At 40.9% G+C, this 18,280-nt stretch carries 17 protein-coding genes and 1 riboswitch; of the genes, 13 read left to right on the top strand and 4 right to left on the bottom strand.

The window, feature by feature from the left end; all coding sequences use genetic code 11:
• Positions 1 to 228 precede the first annotated feature (228 nt).
• From pepT to B2V92_RS11015, 5 genes are all read left to right on the top strand, one after another.
• Positions 229 to 1,482, top strand: a complete 1,254-nt coding sequence (gene pepT, locus B2V92_RS11035) for a peptidase T (RefSeq protein WP_293307818.1) — start codon at positions 229 to 231, stop codon at positions 1,480 to 1,482.
• A gap of 112 nt (positions 1,483 to 1,594) precedes the next feature.
• Complete coding sequence (locus tag B2V92_RS11030) at positions 1,595 to 2,461, top strand: aldose 1-epimerase family protein (protein ID WP_293307816.1); 867 nt, start codon at positions 1,595 to 1,597, stop codon at positions 2,459 to 2,461.
• A gap of 123 nt (positions 2,462 to 2,584) precedes the next feature.
• The gene (locus B2V92_RS11025) at positions 2,585 to 3,013 is read left to right on the top strand and encodes a DoxX family protein (protein WP_293307814.1); all 429 of its coding nucleotides are present in this window, start codon (positions 2,585 to 2,587) and stop codon (positions 3,011 to 3,013) included.
• 409 nt (positions 3,014 to 3,422) lie between these two features.
• Positions 3,423 to 3,848: a VOC family protein gene (locus tag B2V92_RS11020; RefSeq protein WP_293307812.1), complete on the top strand. Its 426-nt coding sequence runs from the start codon at positions 3,423 to 3,425 to the stop codon at positions 3,846 to 3,848.
• Positions 3,849 to 4,048: 200 nt separating this feature from the next.
• Positions 4,049 to 5,167 (top strand): TlpA family protein disulfide reductase, encoded by a 1,119-nt coding sequence (locus B2V92_RS11015; protein ID WP_293307810.1) that lies wholly within the window; start codon positions 4,049 to 4,051, stop codon positions 5,165 to 5,167.
• 61 nt (positions 5,168 to 5,228) lie between these two features.
• Here B2V92_RS11015 and B2V92_RS11010 read toward each other — a convergent pair whose 3' ends face one another.
• Positions 5,229 to 5,795: a Crp/Fnr family transcriptional regulator gene (locus B2V92_RS11010; protein ID WP_293307808.1), complete on the bottom strand. Its 567-nt coding sequence runs from the start codon at positions 5,793 to 5,795 to the stop codon at positions 5,229 to 5,231.
• A gap of 179 nt (positions 5,796 to 5,974) precedes the next feature.
• On the opposite strand from B2V92_RS11010, the gene B2V92_RS11005 reads away from it, so the two are divergent.
• Entirely contained in the window at positions 5,975 to 6,637 is a 663-nt protein-coding gene (locus tag B2V92_RS11005) for a DUF1349 domain-containing protein (RefSeq protein ID WP_293307806.1), read from the top strand.
• A 136-nt stretch (positions 6,638 to 6,773) separates the two neighbouring features.
• Here B2V92_RS11005 and B2V92_RS11000 read toward each other — a convergent pair whose 3' ends face one another.
• Complete coding sequence (locus B2V92_RS11000; protein ID WP_293307804.1) at positions 6,774 to 8,066, bottom strand: leucine-rich repeat-containing protein kinase family protein; 1,293 nt, start codon at positions 8,064 to 8,066, stop codon at positions 6,774 to 6,776.
• A 59-nt stretch (positions 8,067 to 8,125) separates the two neighbouring features.
• Positions 8,126 to 9,715, bottom strand: a complete 1,590-nt coding sequence (abc-f, locus tag B2V92_RS10995; RefSeq protein ID WP_293307802.1) for a ribosomal protection-like ABC-F family protein — start codon at positions 9,713 to 9,715, stop codon at positions 8,126 to 8,128.
• A gap of 295 nt (positions 9,716 to 10,010) precedes the next feature.
• Positions 10,011 to 10,099, top strand: a riboswitch (TPP riboswitch).
• Between the two features lie 64 nt (positions 10,100 to 10,163).
• Here abc-f and thiS point away from each other — a divergent pair.
• The 7 genes from thiS to moeB all read left to right on the top strand — a co-directional run bounded on the left by thiS (position 10,164) and on the right by moeB (position 16,615).
• On the top strand, positions 10,164 to 10,367 hold the full coding sequence (gene thiS, locus B2V92_RS10990; RefSeq protein ID WP_293307800.1) for a sulfur carrier protein ThiS: 204 nt from the start codon (positions 10,164 to 10,166) through the stop codon (positions 10,365 to 10,367).
• Positions 10,368 to 10,561: 194 nt separating this feature from the next.
• A complete protein-coding gene (gene thiC / locus B2V92_RS10985; protein WP_293307798.1) occupies positions 10,562 to 12,445 on the top strand; it encodes a phosphomethylpyrimidine synthase ThiC in 1,884 nt (627 codons plus the stop codon).
• Positions 12,446 to 12,451: 6 nt separating this feature from the next.
• Positions 12,452 to 13,066, top strand: coding sequence for a thiamine phosphate synthase (locus B2V92_RS10980; RefSeq protein WP_293307796.1), 615 nt, complete (start codon positions 12,452 to 12,454; stop codon positions 13,064 to 13,066).
• Positions 13,063 to 13,698, top strand: coding sequence for a thiamine phosphate synthase (locus B2V92_RS10975; RefSeq protein ID WP_293307794.1), 636 nt, complete (start codon positions 13,063 to 13,065; stop codon positions 13,696 to 13,698). The genes B2V92_RS10980 and B2V92_RS10975 overlap by 4 nt, the downstream gene beginning before the upstream one ends.
• Positions 13,699 to 13,708: 10 nt before the next feature.
• A complete protein-coding gene (locus B2V92_RS10970) occupies positions 13,709 to 14,479 on the top strand; it encodes a thiazole synthase (protein ID WP_293307792.1) in 771 nt (256 codons plus the stop codon).
• A complete protein-coding gene (thiH, locus tag B2V92_RS10965) occupies positions 14,466 to 15,590 on the top strand; it encodes a 2-iminoacetate synthase ThiH (RefSeq protein ID WP_293307790.1) in 1,125 nt (374 codons plus the stop codon). Before B2V92_RS10970 ends, thiH begins: the two co-directional genes overlap by 14 nt.
• Positions 15,584 to 16,615: a HesA/MoeB/ThiF family protein gene (moeB, locus tag B2V92_RS10960; protein ID WP_293307788.1), complete on the top strand. Its 1,032-nt coding sequence runs from the start codon at positions 15,584 to 15,586 to the stop codon at positions 16,613 to 16,615. Before thiH ends, moeB begins: the two co-directional genes overlap by 7 nt.
• 341 nt (positions 16,616 to 16,956) lie before the next feature.
• Here moeB and B2V92_RS10955 read toward each other — a convergent pair whose 3' ends face one another.
• Complete coding sequence (locus B2V92_RS10955; protein ID WP_293307786.1) at positions 16,957 to 18,183, bottom strand: hypothetical protein; 1,227 nt, start codon at positions 18,181 to 18,183, stop codon at positions 16,957 to 16,959.
• Positions 18,184 to 18,280: the final 97 nt, after the last annotated feature.

Genomic DNA, 18,280 nt, shown 5'->3' with positions numbered 1-18,280 from the left:
CATAAGCAGTGTAGCCATAACTGCCCTTGTAAACGTCGGTGTAAGATTTGTTTATACCACCCCCAAAACCAGCCGACAGTTTGAAATAGTTAGACTGTGCAAAAGAAAAACTTCCGATAAAAACAAGCAGAATGGTGGTGTATGTAGCTCTCGGCAAATTAAAAATCATATCGTTTTTTTACAAAAATAATATGTTTATCCAATATCTATAACTTTTACCTTTGAATTATGAGCACTTACAGCAACTTTAACAAATCATTAGAAGAACGTTTTATAAAATATGCAAAGATTGATACCCAATCTGATCCCACTTCGCCTACCTGTCCATCAACCCTAAAACAAAAGAATTTAGGACGCGAACTGGTAAATGAATTATTGGAAATCGGCGTTTCTGATGCGGAAATGGATGAAAATGGTTACGTGTATGGTACCATTCCATCAAATACCGATAAGCAGATCCCGATTATTTTTTTCTGTTCGCATATGGATACTTCGCCTGATAGCAGTGGCGAAAATGTAAAACCGATTATTCATGACAAATATCAAGGGCAGGATCTGATCCTACCGGATGATCCGAAAATTGTGATCAAAATGGCCGATCATAAAGACCTGAAACATCAGATCGGAAATGATATTATCACAGCCAGCGGAACCACTTTGTTAGGTGCCGATAATAAAGCTGGTTTAGCCGAAATTATGGAGGCCGCTACTTTTTTTATGAAAAACCCGGAAGTAAAACATGGAACTATTAAAGTCCTTTTTACACCCGATGAAGAAATAGGAAGAGGCGTTGATAAAGCTGACCTGAAAAAATTGGGTGCCGACTTTGGATATACCATAGATGGCGAAACTTTAGGTTCTATAGAAGATGAAACTTTCTCTGCAGATGGCGCTGTACTTAAAGTTTATGGGGTGAGTACCCACCCGGGTTTTGCAAAAGGGAAAATGGAAAGCGCCATTAAAATCCTTGCCGAAATTCTGGATACCTTACCAAAAGATACCTTAACCCCTGAAGCCACTCATCAAAAAGAAGGTTTTATCCATCCGGTAAGCATGCACGGACAGGTGGAGGAAGCAGAAGCGCAGTTTATCATCAGGGATTTTACCGACGAAAAACTTGCTGAACACGGTCGCTTTTTAGAAGAAACAGTAAAACAGGTAATGGCTAAATATCCGAAATCGACCTATACTTTAAACATTAAGGCACAGTACCGGAATATGAAACAGGTGTTGGATAAACACCCAAAAATTGTACAATATGGGATTGAGGCTATTGAGAGAGCCGGCGTTGTTCCAAAACAACAAAGCATCCGCGGCGGAACGGATGGATCAAGACTTTCGTATATGGGATTGCCCTGCCCGAATATTTTTGCCGGAGAACATGCTTTTCATAGCAAGCAGGAATGGGTAAGTGTACAGGATATGGAAAAAGCCGTGCAAACGATTATCAATATTGCCTGTATCTGGGAAGAGAGAGGCTAGTTTGGAGTTTTGAGTTACAAATCGCTTAAAACGCCCAGCGCTAGCCGCCAAACAAAATGTTAATAAAAAATAATACCCCCAAAGCATATCTTTTTGCTAATTTAGATTGCAAATGATTACTCTCGAAAACGACTATATAAAAGTTAACCTGGCGGCTAAAGGCGCAGAACTTCAAGGCTTATTCAGTAAAGAAACCAAACTGGAATATTTATGGAATGCCGATCCGAAATATTGGGCAAAACATAGCCCTGTTTTATTCCCTATTGTAGGCTCTTTAAAAAATAACAGCTTTAATTACCAGGGTAAAAATTACGAACTGCCGCGGCATGGTTTTGCCCGCGACCATGTTTTTAATTTCGAAAAAATAAGCGAAACAGAAGCCGTTTTTACTTTAACCCAAACAGAGGAAACCTTAAAAGTATATCCTTTTTATTTTGGCCTGAAACTGAAATATCAATTGATAGACCGTAAGCTGAATTTAACTTATGAGGTAATCAATACCGGTACGGATGAACTATTGTTTTCATTGGGCGCACATCCTGCATTTGCGGTTCCCAATACACCCGGTACAGTTTACGAAGATTATTACCTGGCGTTTAATGCCGATGATAAATTGACTTTTTGGAAACTGGATGACGGTTTAGTAGCTGATGAAACCGAAAATATCGAAATGGGTGCACATAAGCTAAAACTTAAACACGACCTCTTTTATAACGATGCCCTGGTTTTTAAAACCCTGCAGAGCAATTGCATCAGTTTATTGAATACCAAAAATGATTATGGGCTGCACTTCCATTTTGAGGATTTCCCTTTCTTTGGCATATGGGCAGCAACCGATGCTCCTTTTGTTTGTTTAGAACCCTGGTGCGGCGTAGCAGATGGTGTTAACCACGATCAGGAACTTGAACATAAAGAAGGTATTGTTAAATTAGATGCCGGCGAAAAATGGTCGAGGTTTTGGGAAGTAGAATGCTTTTAAGCCGGTTTTTCCTGGCGGATTAATTTTCGCAAGGGCCATTTCTTAATCTAGTTTAAGAAAGTTATGATGTTTAGATGCTAAATTGCCCTAATTCTATTCATTAAAAACAAGCCGTTAAACAAGATGAAAAATACACCGCATTTTGCACAATTATTCCTTAGACTAGCCCTGGGCATTGGTTTTATTCTACCCGTTATGGACCGATTCGGCTGGTTGGGCGCACCTGGTTCGCCAACTGTTGGCTGGGGCAGTTGGGCTATATTTTTAGATTATACCAATTCGCTTATGCCTTATTTAAGCCGCCCCCTGGCCAACATCATGGGCATTATTGCTACCGCAGGAGAATTGGTTTTTGGCATTTTGATGATTATCGGTTATAAAATTAAACCCGCAGCTATAGGCAGCTTTTTACTTACCCTGGCTTTTGCGTTATCGATGCTGATTTTTGCAAATTACAGGGCGCCCTTTAATTATTCGGTTTTTGTAGTAAGCGCTTCGAGTTTGGTGCTGGCCACTTTGCCGGGTTATAAATGGAGTATTGATGGAAGGTAGTCTGAAAGTCGGAAGACCGATGTCCGAAGTCTAAATTGTTAAAAAAGCATGGTTTGACCATTAAGAAGTTAAGGTAATTAAGCTGGACCTAGTCCCTCTGTGTTCTCGGTGCCATTTCTCTGAGGCCTCAGTGGTAAAAAAGTGAATTAGTCTGAAAGTCGGAAGACCGATGTCCGAAGTCTAAAGTGTTAGAAAAGCATGGTTTGACCATTAAGAGGTTAAGGTAATTAAGTTAAACAAAGTACCTCCGTGATCTGTGTTCGCATAGATCACCCAAAACTAATCACGCAAACCATCCGCATCACCCGATATATTTGGATGTTCGAATCACCCTTAAATTTGTCCGTTCTGCACCCATTTCGTTGTTTTTTGTCGCCGTAACTTAGTCTTAAACAAAACAAATAAGATTATGGCAACTATGCACCCTTACTTAAACTTCGATGGCAAGGCCGAAGAAGCATTTAATTTTTATAAGTCGGTATTTGGTGGAGAATTTATCTTCTTGGCAAAAATGAGCGATGCGCCAGAATCCGATAAATTATCAGACGAAGAAAGAAACCGGGTAATGCATGTGGCCTTACCGATTAATGAGCATACCATTTTAATGGCTTCTGATTGTGTACCTTCTATGGGGCATGTACTTAAAGAGGGTAATAACATGTATATCAACATTGCCGCCGAAAGCCGCGAAGATGCCGATCGTTTATTTAATGGTCTCTCTGCCGGCGGTACCATCGAAATGCCTATGGAAGACATGTTCTGGGGCGATTATTTTGGAAGTTTTAAAGATAGGTTTGGAATCCAGTGGATGGTTAACTTCGGAAGTTATAAATAAGCATGATTAAAATCCAGGGTAAATCTATTCTGGATTTTTTTATTCTCCACTTACATTTTTCCTTTCTGATAAAGGGGAGTTCAAATCTTTTTATCATGGCTATTCATATTGAAGCTGATTACCAAATCAATTATATAAAGCTGGTAGTTAAAGAGTGTTAAATATCTGATTTAAAGGAACTGATTTACCATTTTTATTGAATGAAAAATCTAAAGATGTCGCTTTGTTTCATCATGCTATTTATCTCCCCGCTCATTTACGGTCATGTTTCCAATGACTCGGTTCGTGTAAGTATTAGTATTGCCGACACCTCATTTCAACATAAGGTGCCAAAACTTTACCTTCAGAAATTGGGAGGTCAGGTTCGAATACCGATCAAGCCTAGCGGAATGAAGAATGGTCAGTTCCTATTTACCTTTAAAAATGAGAATTATTTTGAGTGCATATTAAGGTTTGATACTGATAACACCCCATTCGTACCCTTCTACTTATCACTTGAAAGCGATCATGTGCAGATAGAATATACTTTCCCTTCAAGTACAAAAATGGCCTTTGTTAGCCGTTCGAGTGGTTCTAAAGCGCAAGACGACCTAGCAAGGATCGAGAAGGGAATCAGCGAGATACTAAATAAAAATGATGAGCAACTTAGGCTAAAATATGAAAATTACGATAATATAGCTTCGCGGATTGATATTCGAAATGAGCACTACAATCTTGATTTAAATGAGAAGTTTCTTTTCATAAAAAAAATGTCTCATGACCCCAGTATCTATGCACCAGTTTTATATTTGTATATTGTTAATTCAATTGAGGATTGGTCTGTTGATCAGCTAAAAGAATTTTTATCCAATCACAACCCAAGAGAAGGTGGTTCTTATCACAAGCAAATTAAGGCGAGCTTAGCAATTAAGGAAGCCGCATATCGAGATGATAAACTTAGAACGATACTTAATAAAAATCTCGAAATACAAAGCGCTATTAAGTCTATTGATCAGAAATATATTTATCTCTCATTATGGGCATCTTGGTGTGGACCTTGTCGGTCACATAACAAAACGCTTATATCAGCAAACTATAAAAATTTAGGCTTTATAGGTATCTCATTCGATAAAAATTTGGCTGATATGCTTAGAGCAAGCAAAGAAGATAATATTGACAAGTGGAAACAGATTCAGATGAAGAAAGGCTTTGAATCTGAAATAGCTAAAAGCTTTGGTATTAATGCTCTGCCCGGAAATATTCTTTTAAACGATAAAAGAGAAATAATTGGCATTAATATTTCTGATCAAACATTGGAGCACGTCATCTTTCAAAAGTAGTTCAGATATGAAAATATTTGACCTCTAATCAATTTAAAACAGACGAGATTTTGCTTGTAAATTAGACCGATAACCTGCTCAAAGTCTCCCTTGTTACACCCAAATAAGAAGCAATAAGGGTTTTAGAAATCCTTTTCTGCAATGATGGATATTGGTTACGCCATTGTTTATAACGCTCGCCTGCATTATTGCTCAACAGGGCCAATACGCGTTTTTGCAAAGCCATATTGCCAGTAGTGTATTTTTTTCTGAAAAAATATTCCATTTTTCGCGAGGAGGCACACAGTTTTTCCTTGTTTTCAAATGAGATGGAAAGTGTTGTGGTATCCTCAATGCAATCAACATTTAAGGTAGCTGGCATACCGGTATTAAAAGCGTTCGGATCAGAGAACCACCATTCTTCCATAGCCAATTGTAAAATATATTCTTTCCCTTCGTTATCGGTGTATGAAGATTTTACTATGCCTTTAACAACAAAATGTTCCATACTTGCAGTATCACCTGCCTGAACGATGTACTGGTGTTTTTTGTATTTTCTTTTGGTGAAAAAAGATGCCGCATAATCAAATTCTTCGTCTGTTAAACAAACAATCTGGTGGATATGCGCTCTTAAAAAATCTAATTCCATGTTTCTGATACGGACAAATGTACAGTTTATTGAAGATTTACAAAACGGATCTGTTTTTCGTAGTCAAATATAAGCGTGATAATCATCACATTAAAATAGTGATGTATGTCCTTTCCTAAAGTTTGCCCTTGCATTATGTTTGCAGAACACAACACACAAAACCAACCAATAACACACAAATGAAACCTAAATTACTAATCCTTATTGCCGTATTATCCTATTTATTGGCCCCAAAAGCCAATGCCCAGAGTTTGGCCAAAATGAACTGGTTTAACGAACCAGAAAAGTGGGAAATTAAGGATAAAAACACTTTTAGCATGTTCGTCCCCGCCAAAACCGATTACTGGCGTATTTCGCATTACGGTTTTACGGTTGATGATGCCCCTTTTTATTATGCTACTTATGGCGGCGAGTTTGAAGTGAAGGTAAAAATCACCGGAAATTATGTAACCACTTTCGACCAGATGGGACTAATGCTCCGTATTAACGAAGAAGAATGGATTAAGGCCGGTGTCGAATTTGTAAACGGAAAACAGAATGTAAGTGCCGTGGTAACACATAAAACCAGCGATTGGAGCGTGGTTGAACTGGAAAAGGCACCAGCATCAATCTGGATGAAGGCCGTTAGAAAGCTCGATGCGGTAGAGATTTTCTATTCGTTTGATGATCAGAAATATACTATGCTGCGTACATGCTATTTTAAAGATAATGCGCCTGTAATGGTGGGTTTAGTGGCGGCTTGCCCTGATGGAAAAGGATTTAACGCCACTTTCGAAAACTTTAAGGTAACAACTACTCCTGATCAGCGCAGATTAGATTGGGCCAAGAAACAGCAGCATTAAAAATAATCCCCAAAACCGTCATTGCGAGAAGGCTTTTTCAGCCGACGAAGCAATCTTACTACGATCGCTACCAGACATGCGCTTTAAGATTGCTTCGTCGTTCCTCCTCGCAATGACGTACTCTTTTTATGTTCCATTAAATCTCAGCCAACGCCTCAACCAAATCTTTAAAACCTGGCCTGTTTAAAGGTATTTCAGACAAACAGGCATCCCTAAGCTTTCCTAGAGTTCTGTAAACCTCATTATCATCCTCTTTCAGCGAAAGTAAATCATCAAGTAGATAACCATAAGCACTTACTTCTATCCTTTCGAGTGCTTTGGCAGTTTGGGCAGTTTTATCATAAAAACTAGCCGCACCAAAATCCCCGAACAAAGTACTGCCTTCATCATCAATCAAGGTGTTATGTGCATATAAATCGCCATGCATAATGCCAGCTTCATGTAACTGTGCGGCTAATGAGGCAATGGTTTTGGCAATCCCTATAATCTGTTCTTCAGAAAGCTTCCTATCCGTAGGAAAAACATCTCTTGTACAGCTTTCTAAACTTGGTGGATTGCCGAGATTATAAAAATGATGCGGGATCAGGTCCATCACCAATCCTTTTTTATCCTCAGGATGGTGGGCAATCTGTCCGATAAGGTTAACCAAACCCGGATGGTAACCTGCGGCAATGTAAGCTGTCATTTCATCCTCGGGCAGGCCATCGCTGGTTACATTTCCCTTAAAAATTTTAACGGCCACTTCGGTAGTCTCTTCGCCGATGGTCCTGTTTGCTTTCGAAATGATTCCCGATGCACCTTCTCCCAATAAATGGTTAATCTCTAAATCGTGCCAGTGGATCAGCGAAAGTGTTTCAACAGCCGGTGTTTTGCTAAAATTATTGCCCGAAAATGCAATCCACGATAGCTTTGGCATTGCTGTTACCCATTGCGGTAATTCGTGTAATTTATTCGCTGCAATGCGTAATAAGGCCAGATTCAGGCAATTGCCCAATTCTTCAGGTAAAGATGATAACCTGTTGCCCGAAAGCATCAGTTTTTGCATCCGTTTACAAAGCCCGATTTCTTTTGGTAATTCGGCAATATTGTTATTTGTTAAAATCAACCAACGGATATTTGGATTGAGCGATTTCGGTGGAACTGTTTCAATCCGGTTCGATTTAAAACCAACAATATCCAGTAAAGGGCAATCGGCCAGTACCTCCGGCATTACCGTAAAAAGGTTTTCTGAACAGAAGAAAATACGTAGCTTTTTTAATCTACCAAAATCTGCAGGCAGGGCGCTCAGTTTATTAAAAGATAAATCCAGCACTTCCAGTGTATCGGCCAGTCCGAATATTTCTTCCGGAAATTCCGTCAGGTTTTCAGAAAGTTTTAACGATACTGCTCCTTTTAGTTCGCCGTTTTGTAGTGCTAACAGGTTTTGCATAGGTTGTGCCGGTTTTAATAATTTGAAACGAAGATAAGGCTAAGTTTTATCTTTAAGGATTAATGTAAATCGATTGTGTGTTCTATCTGGATCTGGTCCAGAAAATATGCATCATGCGATACCACGAAAAGCGTACCCTGGTATTCGTTAATCGCATTGGTTAAAATCTCCACATTTTGTATATCGAGGTTGTTGGTCGGCTCATCAAGAATAATCAGATCGGGCGATTGCTTGCTGATGGTTAGGGAACAGAGAATCAGCCGCATTTTTTCGCCACCGCTTAATGCCGAACAGGGTTTATCCCAATCGGTTTTGCCAAATAAAAACCTGTTTAAGCGTATTTTTACTTCATGTTCCTGCAATTCGCCCGGGTTATATTGCTGTGCCTGTTCGTAAACCGTAAGCTGATTATCGATCAACGAATAATCCTGATCAATATAAATGGTTTTAATATCTGCTTTGTTTATCACACCGGTTAAAGGCTCTATTTCTCCCAAAATAATTCTGATTAGTGTGGTTTTACCAGAACCGTTCGGCCCTTTTAGCACATATCGCTCTCCACTAAAAATCTGAAAACTGACCGGAGCTTCCCACAGCAACTGATCATGAAAACCAAAATTGATTTCCCTTGCCTCAACAATACTTTTGCCTTTGTGCAACGTAACCTGATTAAAACCTATTTTCATTTTATCTGCATCGGGCAGTGCCGAACGGAGCTGTGTGAGTTCGGTTGAAATATGGTCGAGTTTTTCAGTATGCACACCTTTTATTTTTGCCGTGCTTTTCTCCGCATTGTTTTTTAAAGTGTTCATCGCAATGGTGGGCAAACCTGCTTTTTCCTGCTTCTTTTTTCCCCTGGCATCGAGTTTCTGTTGACGTTCTATCGACTCCCGCTCTACTTCTTTTGCCTTGCGCAATGCTTTTTCTTTGGCTTTTAAATCGTTATTCAAGGCATCGTTTTCAATTTTTTTCTGTGCAGCATAAAAATCATAATTCCCGCCATAAACAGTTATTCCCTTAGTACTAAGCTCGCAAACTTTATTAATCAGGTTCAGCAGGGTACGATCGTGACTTACCACAACCAAAGTATTCCTGGTTGATCGGATGTAGTCGTATAACCTGTTTCTACCTTTCAGATCCAGGTGATTGGTCGGTTCGTCCAATAAAACAATTTCTGGGCGATGGATGATGATGCCAGCCAAAAATACACTCGTTTTCTGTCCGCCACTTAAATTCCCCATTTTTTGATTTAAGTCCAGTCCGGTTAAGCGCCAATAACCAAGCGCTTCCTGGCAACGTTCTTCGATGGTCCAGTCGTCGTTTAGCGTGGTTAAATTTTCATCCGTTACCTCTCCGTTCAGGATTTCAGCTAAAGCTTTTAATTTATCTTCAATTTTTAGTGCCTGTGCAACGGTAAAATCATTAAACTGACCGAAAAGCTGGGGTATGTAATATGGCGTCGATTCTGTTTTTACATGTCCTGCGGTTGGTAACAGTTTACCTGCCAAAATTTTTAAAAGTGTCGATTTCCCAACCCCATTATGGCCAATGAGTGCAATTTTTTCGTATTTGTTGATGGTGAGATTTAAATCTGAAAACAGTAAATCTCCATTAAGGTGGATATAGGTAGCCCCTTGTAGATTAAGCATAAATTTCTTTTTTATCGGTAAATAATTGCAGCAACGGAACCGTTCTGCCTGTTATCTATAGTCTGAAAAGAAATGAATCCTACATTTATCGGGTGATTTTGGTGATGGTACAAAGGTAGAAAAAGTTTTGCGTTTTGCGAAAAGCGGTTGGTTAGTCCATAGTCTTTAGTCCGAAGTCGGCAGTTTGGTGAGCGAAAAATTGTGCGTTCTCTACCTCCGGTTTGTCATCGACAAACTATAGATTTTATCTATATCATTTTTTATTTGCAATAGAAATTTAATCCTATATATTTACAAAAAACTTTAGGGGTGCCTACGCGCTGAGAAATACCCTTTGAACCTGATGCAGTTAGTACTGCCGAAGGGAAAAGTGAAGGCAATTGCGATTGCTGTCTTTTCGATCTCCATATTTGGGGCAATCTCTATAGTTTTTCCAATTTTTTAAAATATGGAAGTAACTATCAACAATCAGAACCATCAATTGAACGAAGCCTGTTCCATCGAACAGATGCTCGCTGCTGTAATCTCAACCGGAACGGATGGCCTTGCCATAGCCGTTAATCAAACCATCATTTCCAAATCTGCCTGGGCTGAGCATGTGTTGCATCCCGGCGACCAGATCATACTCATTAAAGCCACACAGGGAGGGTAAAAGGGAATTATTGAATGATTGAGTTTTGAATGAGTGAATGGAAGATGCAGTTTAATCAATCTTTCCTTCAATAACTCACTCACTCAATCTCTCAATCAATAATCCTCTCATTTGGTCAATCAATCATTCCCTCACTCAATCAATCTCTAATTCAACCATTCATTCTGTAATTCAACCATTCTATCATTTTAAATATGAAACAAGAAAAAACACCAAACCAGGAAGTGATTAGCCGCAGTCCATTTCCGGCTTCACGAAAGATATTTGTACCTGGAAAAATCCACGATATTCAGGTGGCTATGCGCGAAATCAGCTTGTCGGAAACCAAAATCCACAATGGATTCGGCCTTACGGAGCCTAACCCTCCCGTAACTGTTTATGATACCAGCGGACCTTATACCGATCCGAATGCAGAAATTGATGTTCGGAAAGGCCTTCCGCGCTTAAGGGAACAATGGATTAAAAACAGACAGGATGTAACCCAGCTCGACCAACTGTCGTCTGCCTACGGACAGCAGCGCCTGGCTGATGAGAAACTCGATGTTTTACGTTTTAACTATACCAATAAACCCTATAAGGCCCAGCCGGGCGCCAATGTATCGCAAATGCATTATGCCAAAAAAGGGATTATTACCGCCGAAATGGAATACATTGCCATCAGGGAAAACCAGCGGATTGAGTTGTTGAACGCACAATTGGGCGATCAGCATGAGGTAATGAACCACCAACACAACGGTAACAGTTTTGGAGCCAATACGCCAAAAGGTTACATCACGCCAGAATTTGTACGTGCAGAAGTTGCTGCCGGACGTGCTGTAATCCCCTGCAATATTAACCACCCTGAATTGGAGCCAATGATTATCGGGCGCAATTTTCTGGTAAAAATAAATGCTAATATTGGTAACTCGGCGGTTACTTCTACCATTGAGGAAGAAGTGGAAAAAGCCGTTTGGGCCTGCCGTTGGGGTGCCGATACCATTATGGATCTTTCTACAGGGAAAAATATCCACGAAACCCGCGAATGGATTATCCGCAATTCGCCTGTGCCGATCGGTACTGTTCCCATTTATCAGGCGCTCGAAAAAGTGAACGGAAAAGCCGAAGACCTTACCTGGGAAATTTTTCGTGATACTTTAATTGAACAGGCCGAACAGGGTGTTGATTATTTTACTATCCATGCAGGTGTGCTGCTCCGCTATGTACCTTTAACCGCCAAGCGGATAACCGGAATTGTTTCGCGCGGTGGATCGATCATGGCGAAATGGTGTTTGGCGCATCACAAAGAAAATTTCCTTTATACCCATTTCGAAGAAATTTGCGAGATCATGAAAGCTTATGATGTGGCTTTTTCTTTAGGCGATGGTTTGAGGCCGGGCTGTATTGCGGATGCCAACGATGCTGCACAGTTTTCGGAACTCGAAACCCTTGGCGAACTCACCAAAATAGCCTGGAAACACGATGTGCAGACCATTATCGAAGGTCCTGGGCATGTGCCGATGCACCTGATCAAAGCCAACATGGAAAAACAGCTTGAACATTGCTCAGAAGCACCATTTTATACCTTGGGTCCATTAACGACCGATATTGCCCCTGGTTACGACCATATCACCTCGGCCATTGGTGCGGCAATGATCGGCTGGTTCGGAACAGCGATGCTCTGTTATGTTACACCTAAAGAACACCTGGGTTTACCGAACAAAAAAGATGTGAAAGATGGTGTAATTACCTATAAAATTGCTGCGCATGCGGCCGATCTGGCTAAAGGCCACCCTGGTTCACAATACCGTGATAATGCCTTGAGCAAAGCAAGGTTCGAGTTTAGATGGGAAGACCAGTTTAACTTGTCGCTCGATCCGGATACGGCTAAAGAATTCCATGATGAAACCCTGCCTGCAGATGGTGCCAAGATTGCACATTTCTGTTCGATGTGCGGACCAAATTTCTGTTCGATGAAAATTACACAGGATGTACGCGAGTATGCCGCACAGCAGGGGGTTGAGGCAGACGAGGCCCTGGCCAAAGGCATGGCCGAAAAATCGAAGGAGTTTACCGAAAAAGGAAGCGAAATTTATTCTTAAACCATCATGGAACTGATCGTAATAGCCAAACCAACTGTTTTTAAGGAAGAAAGTGATCTTGTAAATCGGCTTTTTGAGGCTGGTTTGCAGGTTTTTCACCTGCGTAAAGAAAATGTTGGAGAGGCCGGTTACCGGAAAATAATAGAGGGGATTTCTTCTGAATACCATCCGCGGATCGCTTTGCATCATTTCCATTCGCTTGCCAACGAATACCATATCAACCGGATCCACCATACTGAAAGTTTCCGGAAAGAAAGAAATCATGAAGCATTGGCCGAAAATAAAATCTATAGTACCTCTATCCATCACTTAACAGATATGGAACAGGTTGGGCAATACGATTACAGTTTTTTCGGTCCGGTGTTTAACAGCCTTTCCAAACCTGGCTATCAGGGGGTAATTCCACCCGGTTTCCGTTTGGAAAAACAGCATATTAAGCCGAAAATCATTGCTCTTGGCGGTATAGGTTTAAACCAGATGGATCAGGTAAACGAGATGAATTTCGATGGTATCGCACTGCTGGGCACTATCTGGAACGATCCCGCGCAAGGCCTCCTAAACTTTAAAAAGGCACAGGCAAAATGTCTGGCTTATCATCAAAACCCAATAACAAAATCATGATTCAGCCCTTACAATATATCTCACAGGCTCCTCAAACAGGTACACATATCGATGCCATTGAGCAGGTGCTAAAAGCTGGTGGAAAATGGATCCAGCTCCGGATAAAAAATCAATCCGAAACCGAAATCCTTCCTTTTGCAAAAGCTGCACAGGCCTTATGCGAAAGTTATGGTGCTAAACTGATCATTAATGACTATCCTCACCTGGCCAAAGCCGTAAACAGTTATGGTGTACATTTAGGCTTGCAGGATATGCCCATACTGGATGCCAGAAAAATCATCGGAAAACACCAGATTATCGGTGGTACAGCCAATACCTTCGAACACATTAAACAAAGGGTAACCGAGGGTGCCGATTATATCGGTTTAGGTCCGTTCAGGTTTACACGGACAAAAGAAAATCTGAGTCCGATTGTGGGTTTAGAAGGTTATCAAAAGTTAATGGAGCAGGTAAGAAGGGCCGGTATCAGTACGCCGATTATTGCCATTGGAGGCATCGAGGCAGAAGATATTCCGGCTATACTCGAAACCGGAATTTACGGAATTGCGATATCCGCAGCGCTCACCAACCAAATACAAACGGCTGTAGTTCTCGAAGAGATCAACAGCAAATTTAACATTCATTCTATTTAAAATTACAGATATGTTAACCATAGCAGATCAAACTTTTAGCTCTCGTCTCTTTACCGGTACCGGTAAATTCAGTTCGGCCCGTGAGATGGAAAGCGCTTTAATTGCCTCGGCCTCCGAACTGGTAACCGTTGCTCTTAAACGTGTCGATCTAAAAGGAAAAGATGATGATATCCTTCATCACCTCAGGTATCCCCACATTAATTTATTGCCCAATACCTCTGGTGTCCGCAATGCAAAAGAAGCTGTTTTCGCGGCTCAACTGGCACGCGAAGCACTGGAAACCAATTGGATCAAGCTCGAAATCCATCCCGATCCCAAATACCTGATGCCCGACCCGATCGAAACACTTAAGGCAACCGAAGAACTGGCGAAACTCGGATTTGTGGTGTTACCTTACATCCATGCCGACCCTGTTTTATGTAAACGTTTGGAAGATGTAGGTACAGCTGCGGTAATGCCTTTGGGCTCGCCGATCGGAAGTAATAAAGGTTTACGCACCATCGATTTTTTAGAGATTATTATTGGCCAGAGCAGGGTTCCGGTAATTGTAGATGCAGGTATAGGCGCACCATCTGATGCGGCAAAAGCAATGGAAATCGGCGCCGATGCTGTGTTGGTAAACACCGCCATTGCCATTGCCAAAAATCCGACCAATATGGCCCTTGCCTTTAAACTGGCTGTTGAGGCCGGCAGAATGGCTTTCGAATCTAAACTGGGCAATCAGCAGCACTACGCTGCAGCGAGCAGCCCCTTAACCGCATTTTTGGATGAAGAGTTTTAACGAGGTATTCGAATCCTATAACTGGGACGATACCAAAGCCAGTATTTATGATAAAACAGCCGCTGATGTAGAAAGGGCTTTAAACAATCCACTGCGGACGCTTGAAGATTTTAAAGCATTGATCTCCCCGGCAGCATTACCCTATCTCGAAGACATGGCGCAGATCAGTCAGCGCTTAACTTTAGACCGTTTTGGCCGTGTAATCCAGATGTATATTCCGCTTTATCTATCTAACGAGTGTAATAACATCTGTACTTATTGCGGTTTCAGCTATGATAACAAAGTACGCCGGAGAACGCTTAATCCGATGGAGATTATGCAGGAAGTGGCCGTAATTAAAGGCATGGGTTACGATCATGTACTATTGGTAACAGGCGAAGCCAACCAAACCGTACATACAGATTATTTTAAAAAAGTATTGGACCTCATCAGTCCGCATTTCGCCCATATTTCGATGGAAGTGCAGCCTTTGGATGTAGCCGATTACGAAACCCTGATTCCACATGGTTTAAACACCGTGCTGGTTTACCAGGAAACCTACCACCAGGACGATTACCGCAAACATCACCCTAAAGGCAAAAAGTCGAATTTCTTATACCGTTTAGAAACGCCCGATCGTTTAGGGCAGGCCGGCATCCATAAAATGGGACTGGGTGTACTCATCGGTTTGGAAGATTGGCGTACCGATTCGTTTTTTACGGCGCTGCATCTATCCTATCTCGAAAAGCAGTACTGGCAAAGTAAATTCAGCATCTCTTTCCCGCGTTTGCGTCCTTTTAGTGGCGGTTTAGAGCCAAAAGTGGCCATGAACGATAAGGAACTGGTGCAACTCATCTGTGCTTACCGTTTATTCAACAGCGAAGTAGAACTTTCTATTTCCACCCGCGAAACTATGGCTTTCAGGAACCACATCATCAAATTGGGCATCACGGCCATTAGTGCAGGTTCTAAAACCAATCCGGGCGGTTACGAAGTAGAACCACAATCATTAGAGCAGTTCGAAATATCCGACGAACGTTCGGCACAGGAAATAGCGGCCATGATCAGAAAACAGGGTTACGAGCCGATATGGAAAGACTGGGATATGAGTTTAATCAGTAAATCATGTTAATAAAAGAAGAATTGAACCGCTACAACAGGCAGATGATTTTGCCTGAAATCGGCCTTGCCAAACAGGAAGAGCTGAAAGCTGCCAGAGTACTGGTTATCGGTGCCGGTGGATTGGGCTGCCCAATATTGCAATACCTGGCCGCAGCCGGCATCGGAACAATCGGAATTGTAGATGACGATGTGGTGGAATTGAGCAACCTGCACCGGCAGATTTTGTATAACCATACCGATATCGGCTTATCCAAATCAAAAACTGCTGCAGCGAAACTTGAACTGCTTAATCCGTATGTAAGTTTCAGGGCTTATCACGAACGTTTTACTCCTGGCAATGCAATATCCATCTGCCATGATTATGATTTGGTAATTGATTGTTCCGACAATTTTACAACCCGTTATCTGGTGAACGATACCTGTGTAAATTTAGAGAAAACACTCATTTTTGGCTCTATTTTACAGTTTGAAGGTCAGGTTGCGGTATTTAACCATAATGGTGGGCCAAGTTACAGGGACCTTTATCCGGCACCGCCGACCGAGAACATCAACTGTGTAGAGGGTGGCGTGATCGGCATCCTGCCTGGAATAATTGGTTTATACATGGCCAACGAAGTTATCAAACTGATCTGTGACATTGGTGAGACCCTTTCAGGAAAATTAATGACCATCAGTGCATTGAATAATACCGTATCTGTATTCAAAATTGCGCACGAAAAACAGACTGCAATAATTAAAATCGGAGCTAAAACAATAAATGAAATCGATAAAGCAACTTTAGAGCAATGGATTTCGGCTAACGAAAATGAAATTTTCCTGATTGATGTACGCGAAGATTACGAACATGAAGAAAACAATATCGGAGGCGTAAATATATCCTTATACGAATTAAGCAGTTCGCTTGCGTCTATTCCCCAAAACAAAAAACTTGTATGTTATTGCCAAACCGGACAAAGGAGTAAAATGGCAGTGCAGTTATTGGAAGGGGTTTATGACGGGGAAGTGTACAGTTTAAAGGGGGGATTGTTTCATTAGTTCATTGGGTTAACTGGTTAATTGTTGAAAGCGGTTAATTGGTTAACTGTAACGATAAGGCAATTGCCTGTAGCCCATCCTTGACAGATGCTTCGATTCCGCTTAGGATGACAGATCTCACAAGGGCAATACGACTTCCGATCCCGATCCTCCGACTTTTGAACGCCTTGCATTTTTTACCACCGAGAGCATAGAGAAAAGGCACAGAGAATACAGAGATGCTTTGTGCCTGATGTTAATTTCCCAAGGCTAGGCAAAACTTATCTATTGTAGATCCTTCGACAGGCTCAGGATGACAAATTGGATGGAACATTACTTGACTAAGGACTTCGGACTTATCCCTATCCTGTTCCCACCAAACCACTTTCATTTATTTCTTGGACCGATTCAGTCGACGACTGTACTTCTGTATTATCCACCTTTTTCGATTCATGAACTTTCTTTACTTCTTTCTTCAATCTACTTACCCAGATACCACAAAGGCTAATAAAGAAAGCCGCACATAAAAACCATATTAAGCGCGTTAGCAAATAGCGGTAATAGGAAAGATGATCTTTTAATATACCTGAAGAAAGTTTCTTTAGCGTTCTAACCGTATCTGGAGGGTATACACCAGCAGCGGTAAAAAACTCATGACCCTTTCCATGGCCTTTATACCACACTTTACCAACTGAATAACTCGTTAAGGTATCGGGTAAATTTATTTTCTGTTGCTGTTTTAATGTTTTAAGATTTAAAGGGATAATTGTAGCATTGTTAACTGTTTTTTTGCAATCAATCGGCTCGTAGTGATCCTCATCCCAATACATACACTCTTCACCAGATTTGGGCATTCTAAGCGCCGTAGGAGTAATCTCCCAAGCAACAAAAGAGGTGCTACCGATAAAAAGTAAGATGATACAAGAAAGAACGATGTAATGCGGTGAGAAGAGACGAACATATTTCGGTTCGGTATCAACTTCTTTAGTTTCTTCTTCTATCTCAATAGTTTGTTCGGTAACTCCTCGGTCAGTTGTTTCAACTATTGGTTCTTTTTCTTCTCCAACTAAGTCAGCTTGCTTATCTACTTCTTCATATGTAGTTATTTCTTCATCTTCATGACTCTGATTCTCACTGTCATTTCTACCAATTACTTCGCTATTTATTTCTTCTATTTTGACATCGGTATTTTCAATGACCTCTTTGGTTTCTTCATCATATCGTTTATCAAAACTATTGTAATATGATATACTTGTTCTTGGCTGAAAATCTATTAACCAAGCTAAAAGTTCAATAAACTTTATTCCAGGATTTGGTACTTTACCCTTTATAATTTTTGGCATTTGTTTAAATTTTGAAGCAAATGAACCATTTATCAGAGTGAAATACCCTTTTCCTTGTTCTGCTGCACCAAAGAATTGTCTAAGTATCTCATCGTCCTTAGATGTAAGTTGCCTTTCTTGATAAACAATCAAGCATTCTTCGCGTAAACTTCCTGGAGTAGGATTCAACAAATTAGATGATAAACTTTCATCTTCCTTTTTCTTCTGATAAGCATTTAGTACTGCTTTTCCATAATCTTCGGGCATTTTTCAAAAATTTAGTCGTAAAAATAAGACGGAATTTCCGGAATTTTTACGGTTAACCGGAATTCCAGCGGAATGAAAGGAACGAACGGAATCTTTT

It is taken from the genome of Pedobacter sp. UBA5917, from assembly GCF_002432345.1.
Lineage (GTDB): Bacteria > Bacteroidota > Bacteroidia > Sphingobacteriales > Sphingobacteriaceae > Pedobacter.
Note: the sequence above shows the minus strand (reverse complement) of the source record. Positions and strands in the feature narration are given on the sequence as shown.

Coding starts and splice junctions, on each gene's coding strand:
- B2V92_RS11010 (WP_293307808.1), bottom strand. CDS start 5,795: ATGGAATTAGATTTTTTAAGAGCGCATATCCACCAGATTGTTTGTTTA.
- B2V92_RS11015 (WP_293307810.1), top strand. CDS start 4,049: ATGAAAAATCTAAAGATGTCGCTTTGTTTCATCATGCTATTTATCTCC.
- pepT (WP_293307818.1), top strand. CDS start 229: ATGAGCACTTACAGCAACTTTAACAAATCATTAGAAGAACGTTTTATA.
- B2V92_RS10975 (WP_293307794.1), top strand. CDS start 13,063: ATGATTCAGCCCTTACAATATATCTCACAGGCTCCTCAAACAGGTACA.
- abc-f (WP_293307802.1), bottom strand. CDS start 9,715: ATGCTTAATCTACAAGGGGCTACCTATATCCACCTTAATGGAGATTTA.
- B2V92_RS11005 (WP_293307806.1), top strand. CDS start 5,975: ATGAAACCTAAATTACTAATCCTTATTGCCGTATTATCCTATTTATTG.
- B2V92_RS11020 (WP_293307812.1), top strand. CDS start 3,423: ATGGCAACTATGCACCCTTACTTAAACTTCGATGGCAAGGCCGAAGAA.
- B2V92_RS10955 (WP_293307786.1), bottom strand. CDS start 18,183: ATGCCCGAAGATTATGGAAAAGCAGTACTAAATGCTTATCAGAAGAAA.
- B2V92_RS10980 (WP_293307796.1), top strand. CDS start 12,452: ATGGAACTGATCGTAATAGCCAAACCAACTGTTTTTAAGGAAGAAAGT.
- thiH (WP_293307790.1), top strand. CDS start 14,466: ATGAAGAGTTTTAACGAGGTATTCGAATCCTATAACTGGGACGATACC.
- B2V92_RS11030 (WP_293307816.1), top strand. CDS start 1,595: ATGATTACTCTCGAAAACGACTATATAAAAGTTAACCTGGCGGCTAAA.
- moeB (WP_293307788.1), top strand. CDS start 15,584: ATGTTAATAAAAGAAGAATTGAACCGCTACAACAGGCAGATGATTTTG.
- B2V92_RS11000 (WP_293307804.1), bottom strand. CDS start 8,066: ATGCAAAACCTGTTAGCACTACAAAACGGCGAACTAAAAGGAGCAGTA.
- B2V92_RS11025 (WP_293307814.1), top strand. CDS start 2,585: ATGAAAAATACACCGCATTTTGCACAATTATTCCTTAGACTAGCCCTG.
- thiC (WP_293307798.1), top strand. CDS start 10,562: ATGAAACAAGAAAAAACACCAAACCAGGAAGTGATTAGCCGCAGTCCA.
- thiS (WP_293307800.1), top strand. CDS start 10,164: ATGGAAGTAACTATCAACAATCAGAACCATCAATTGAACGAAGCCTGT.
- B2V92_RS10970 (WP_293307792.1), top strand. CDS start 13,709: ATGTTAACCATAGCAGATCAAACTTTTAGCTCTCGTCTCTTTACCGGT.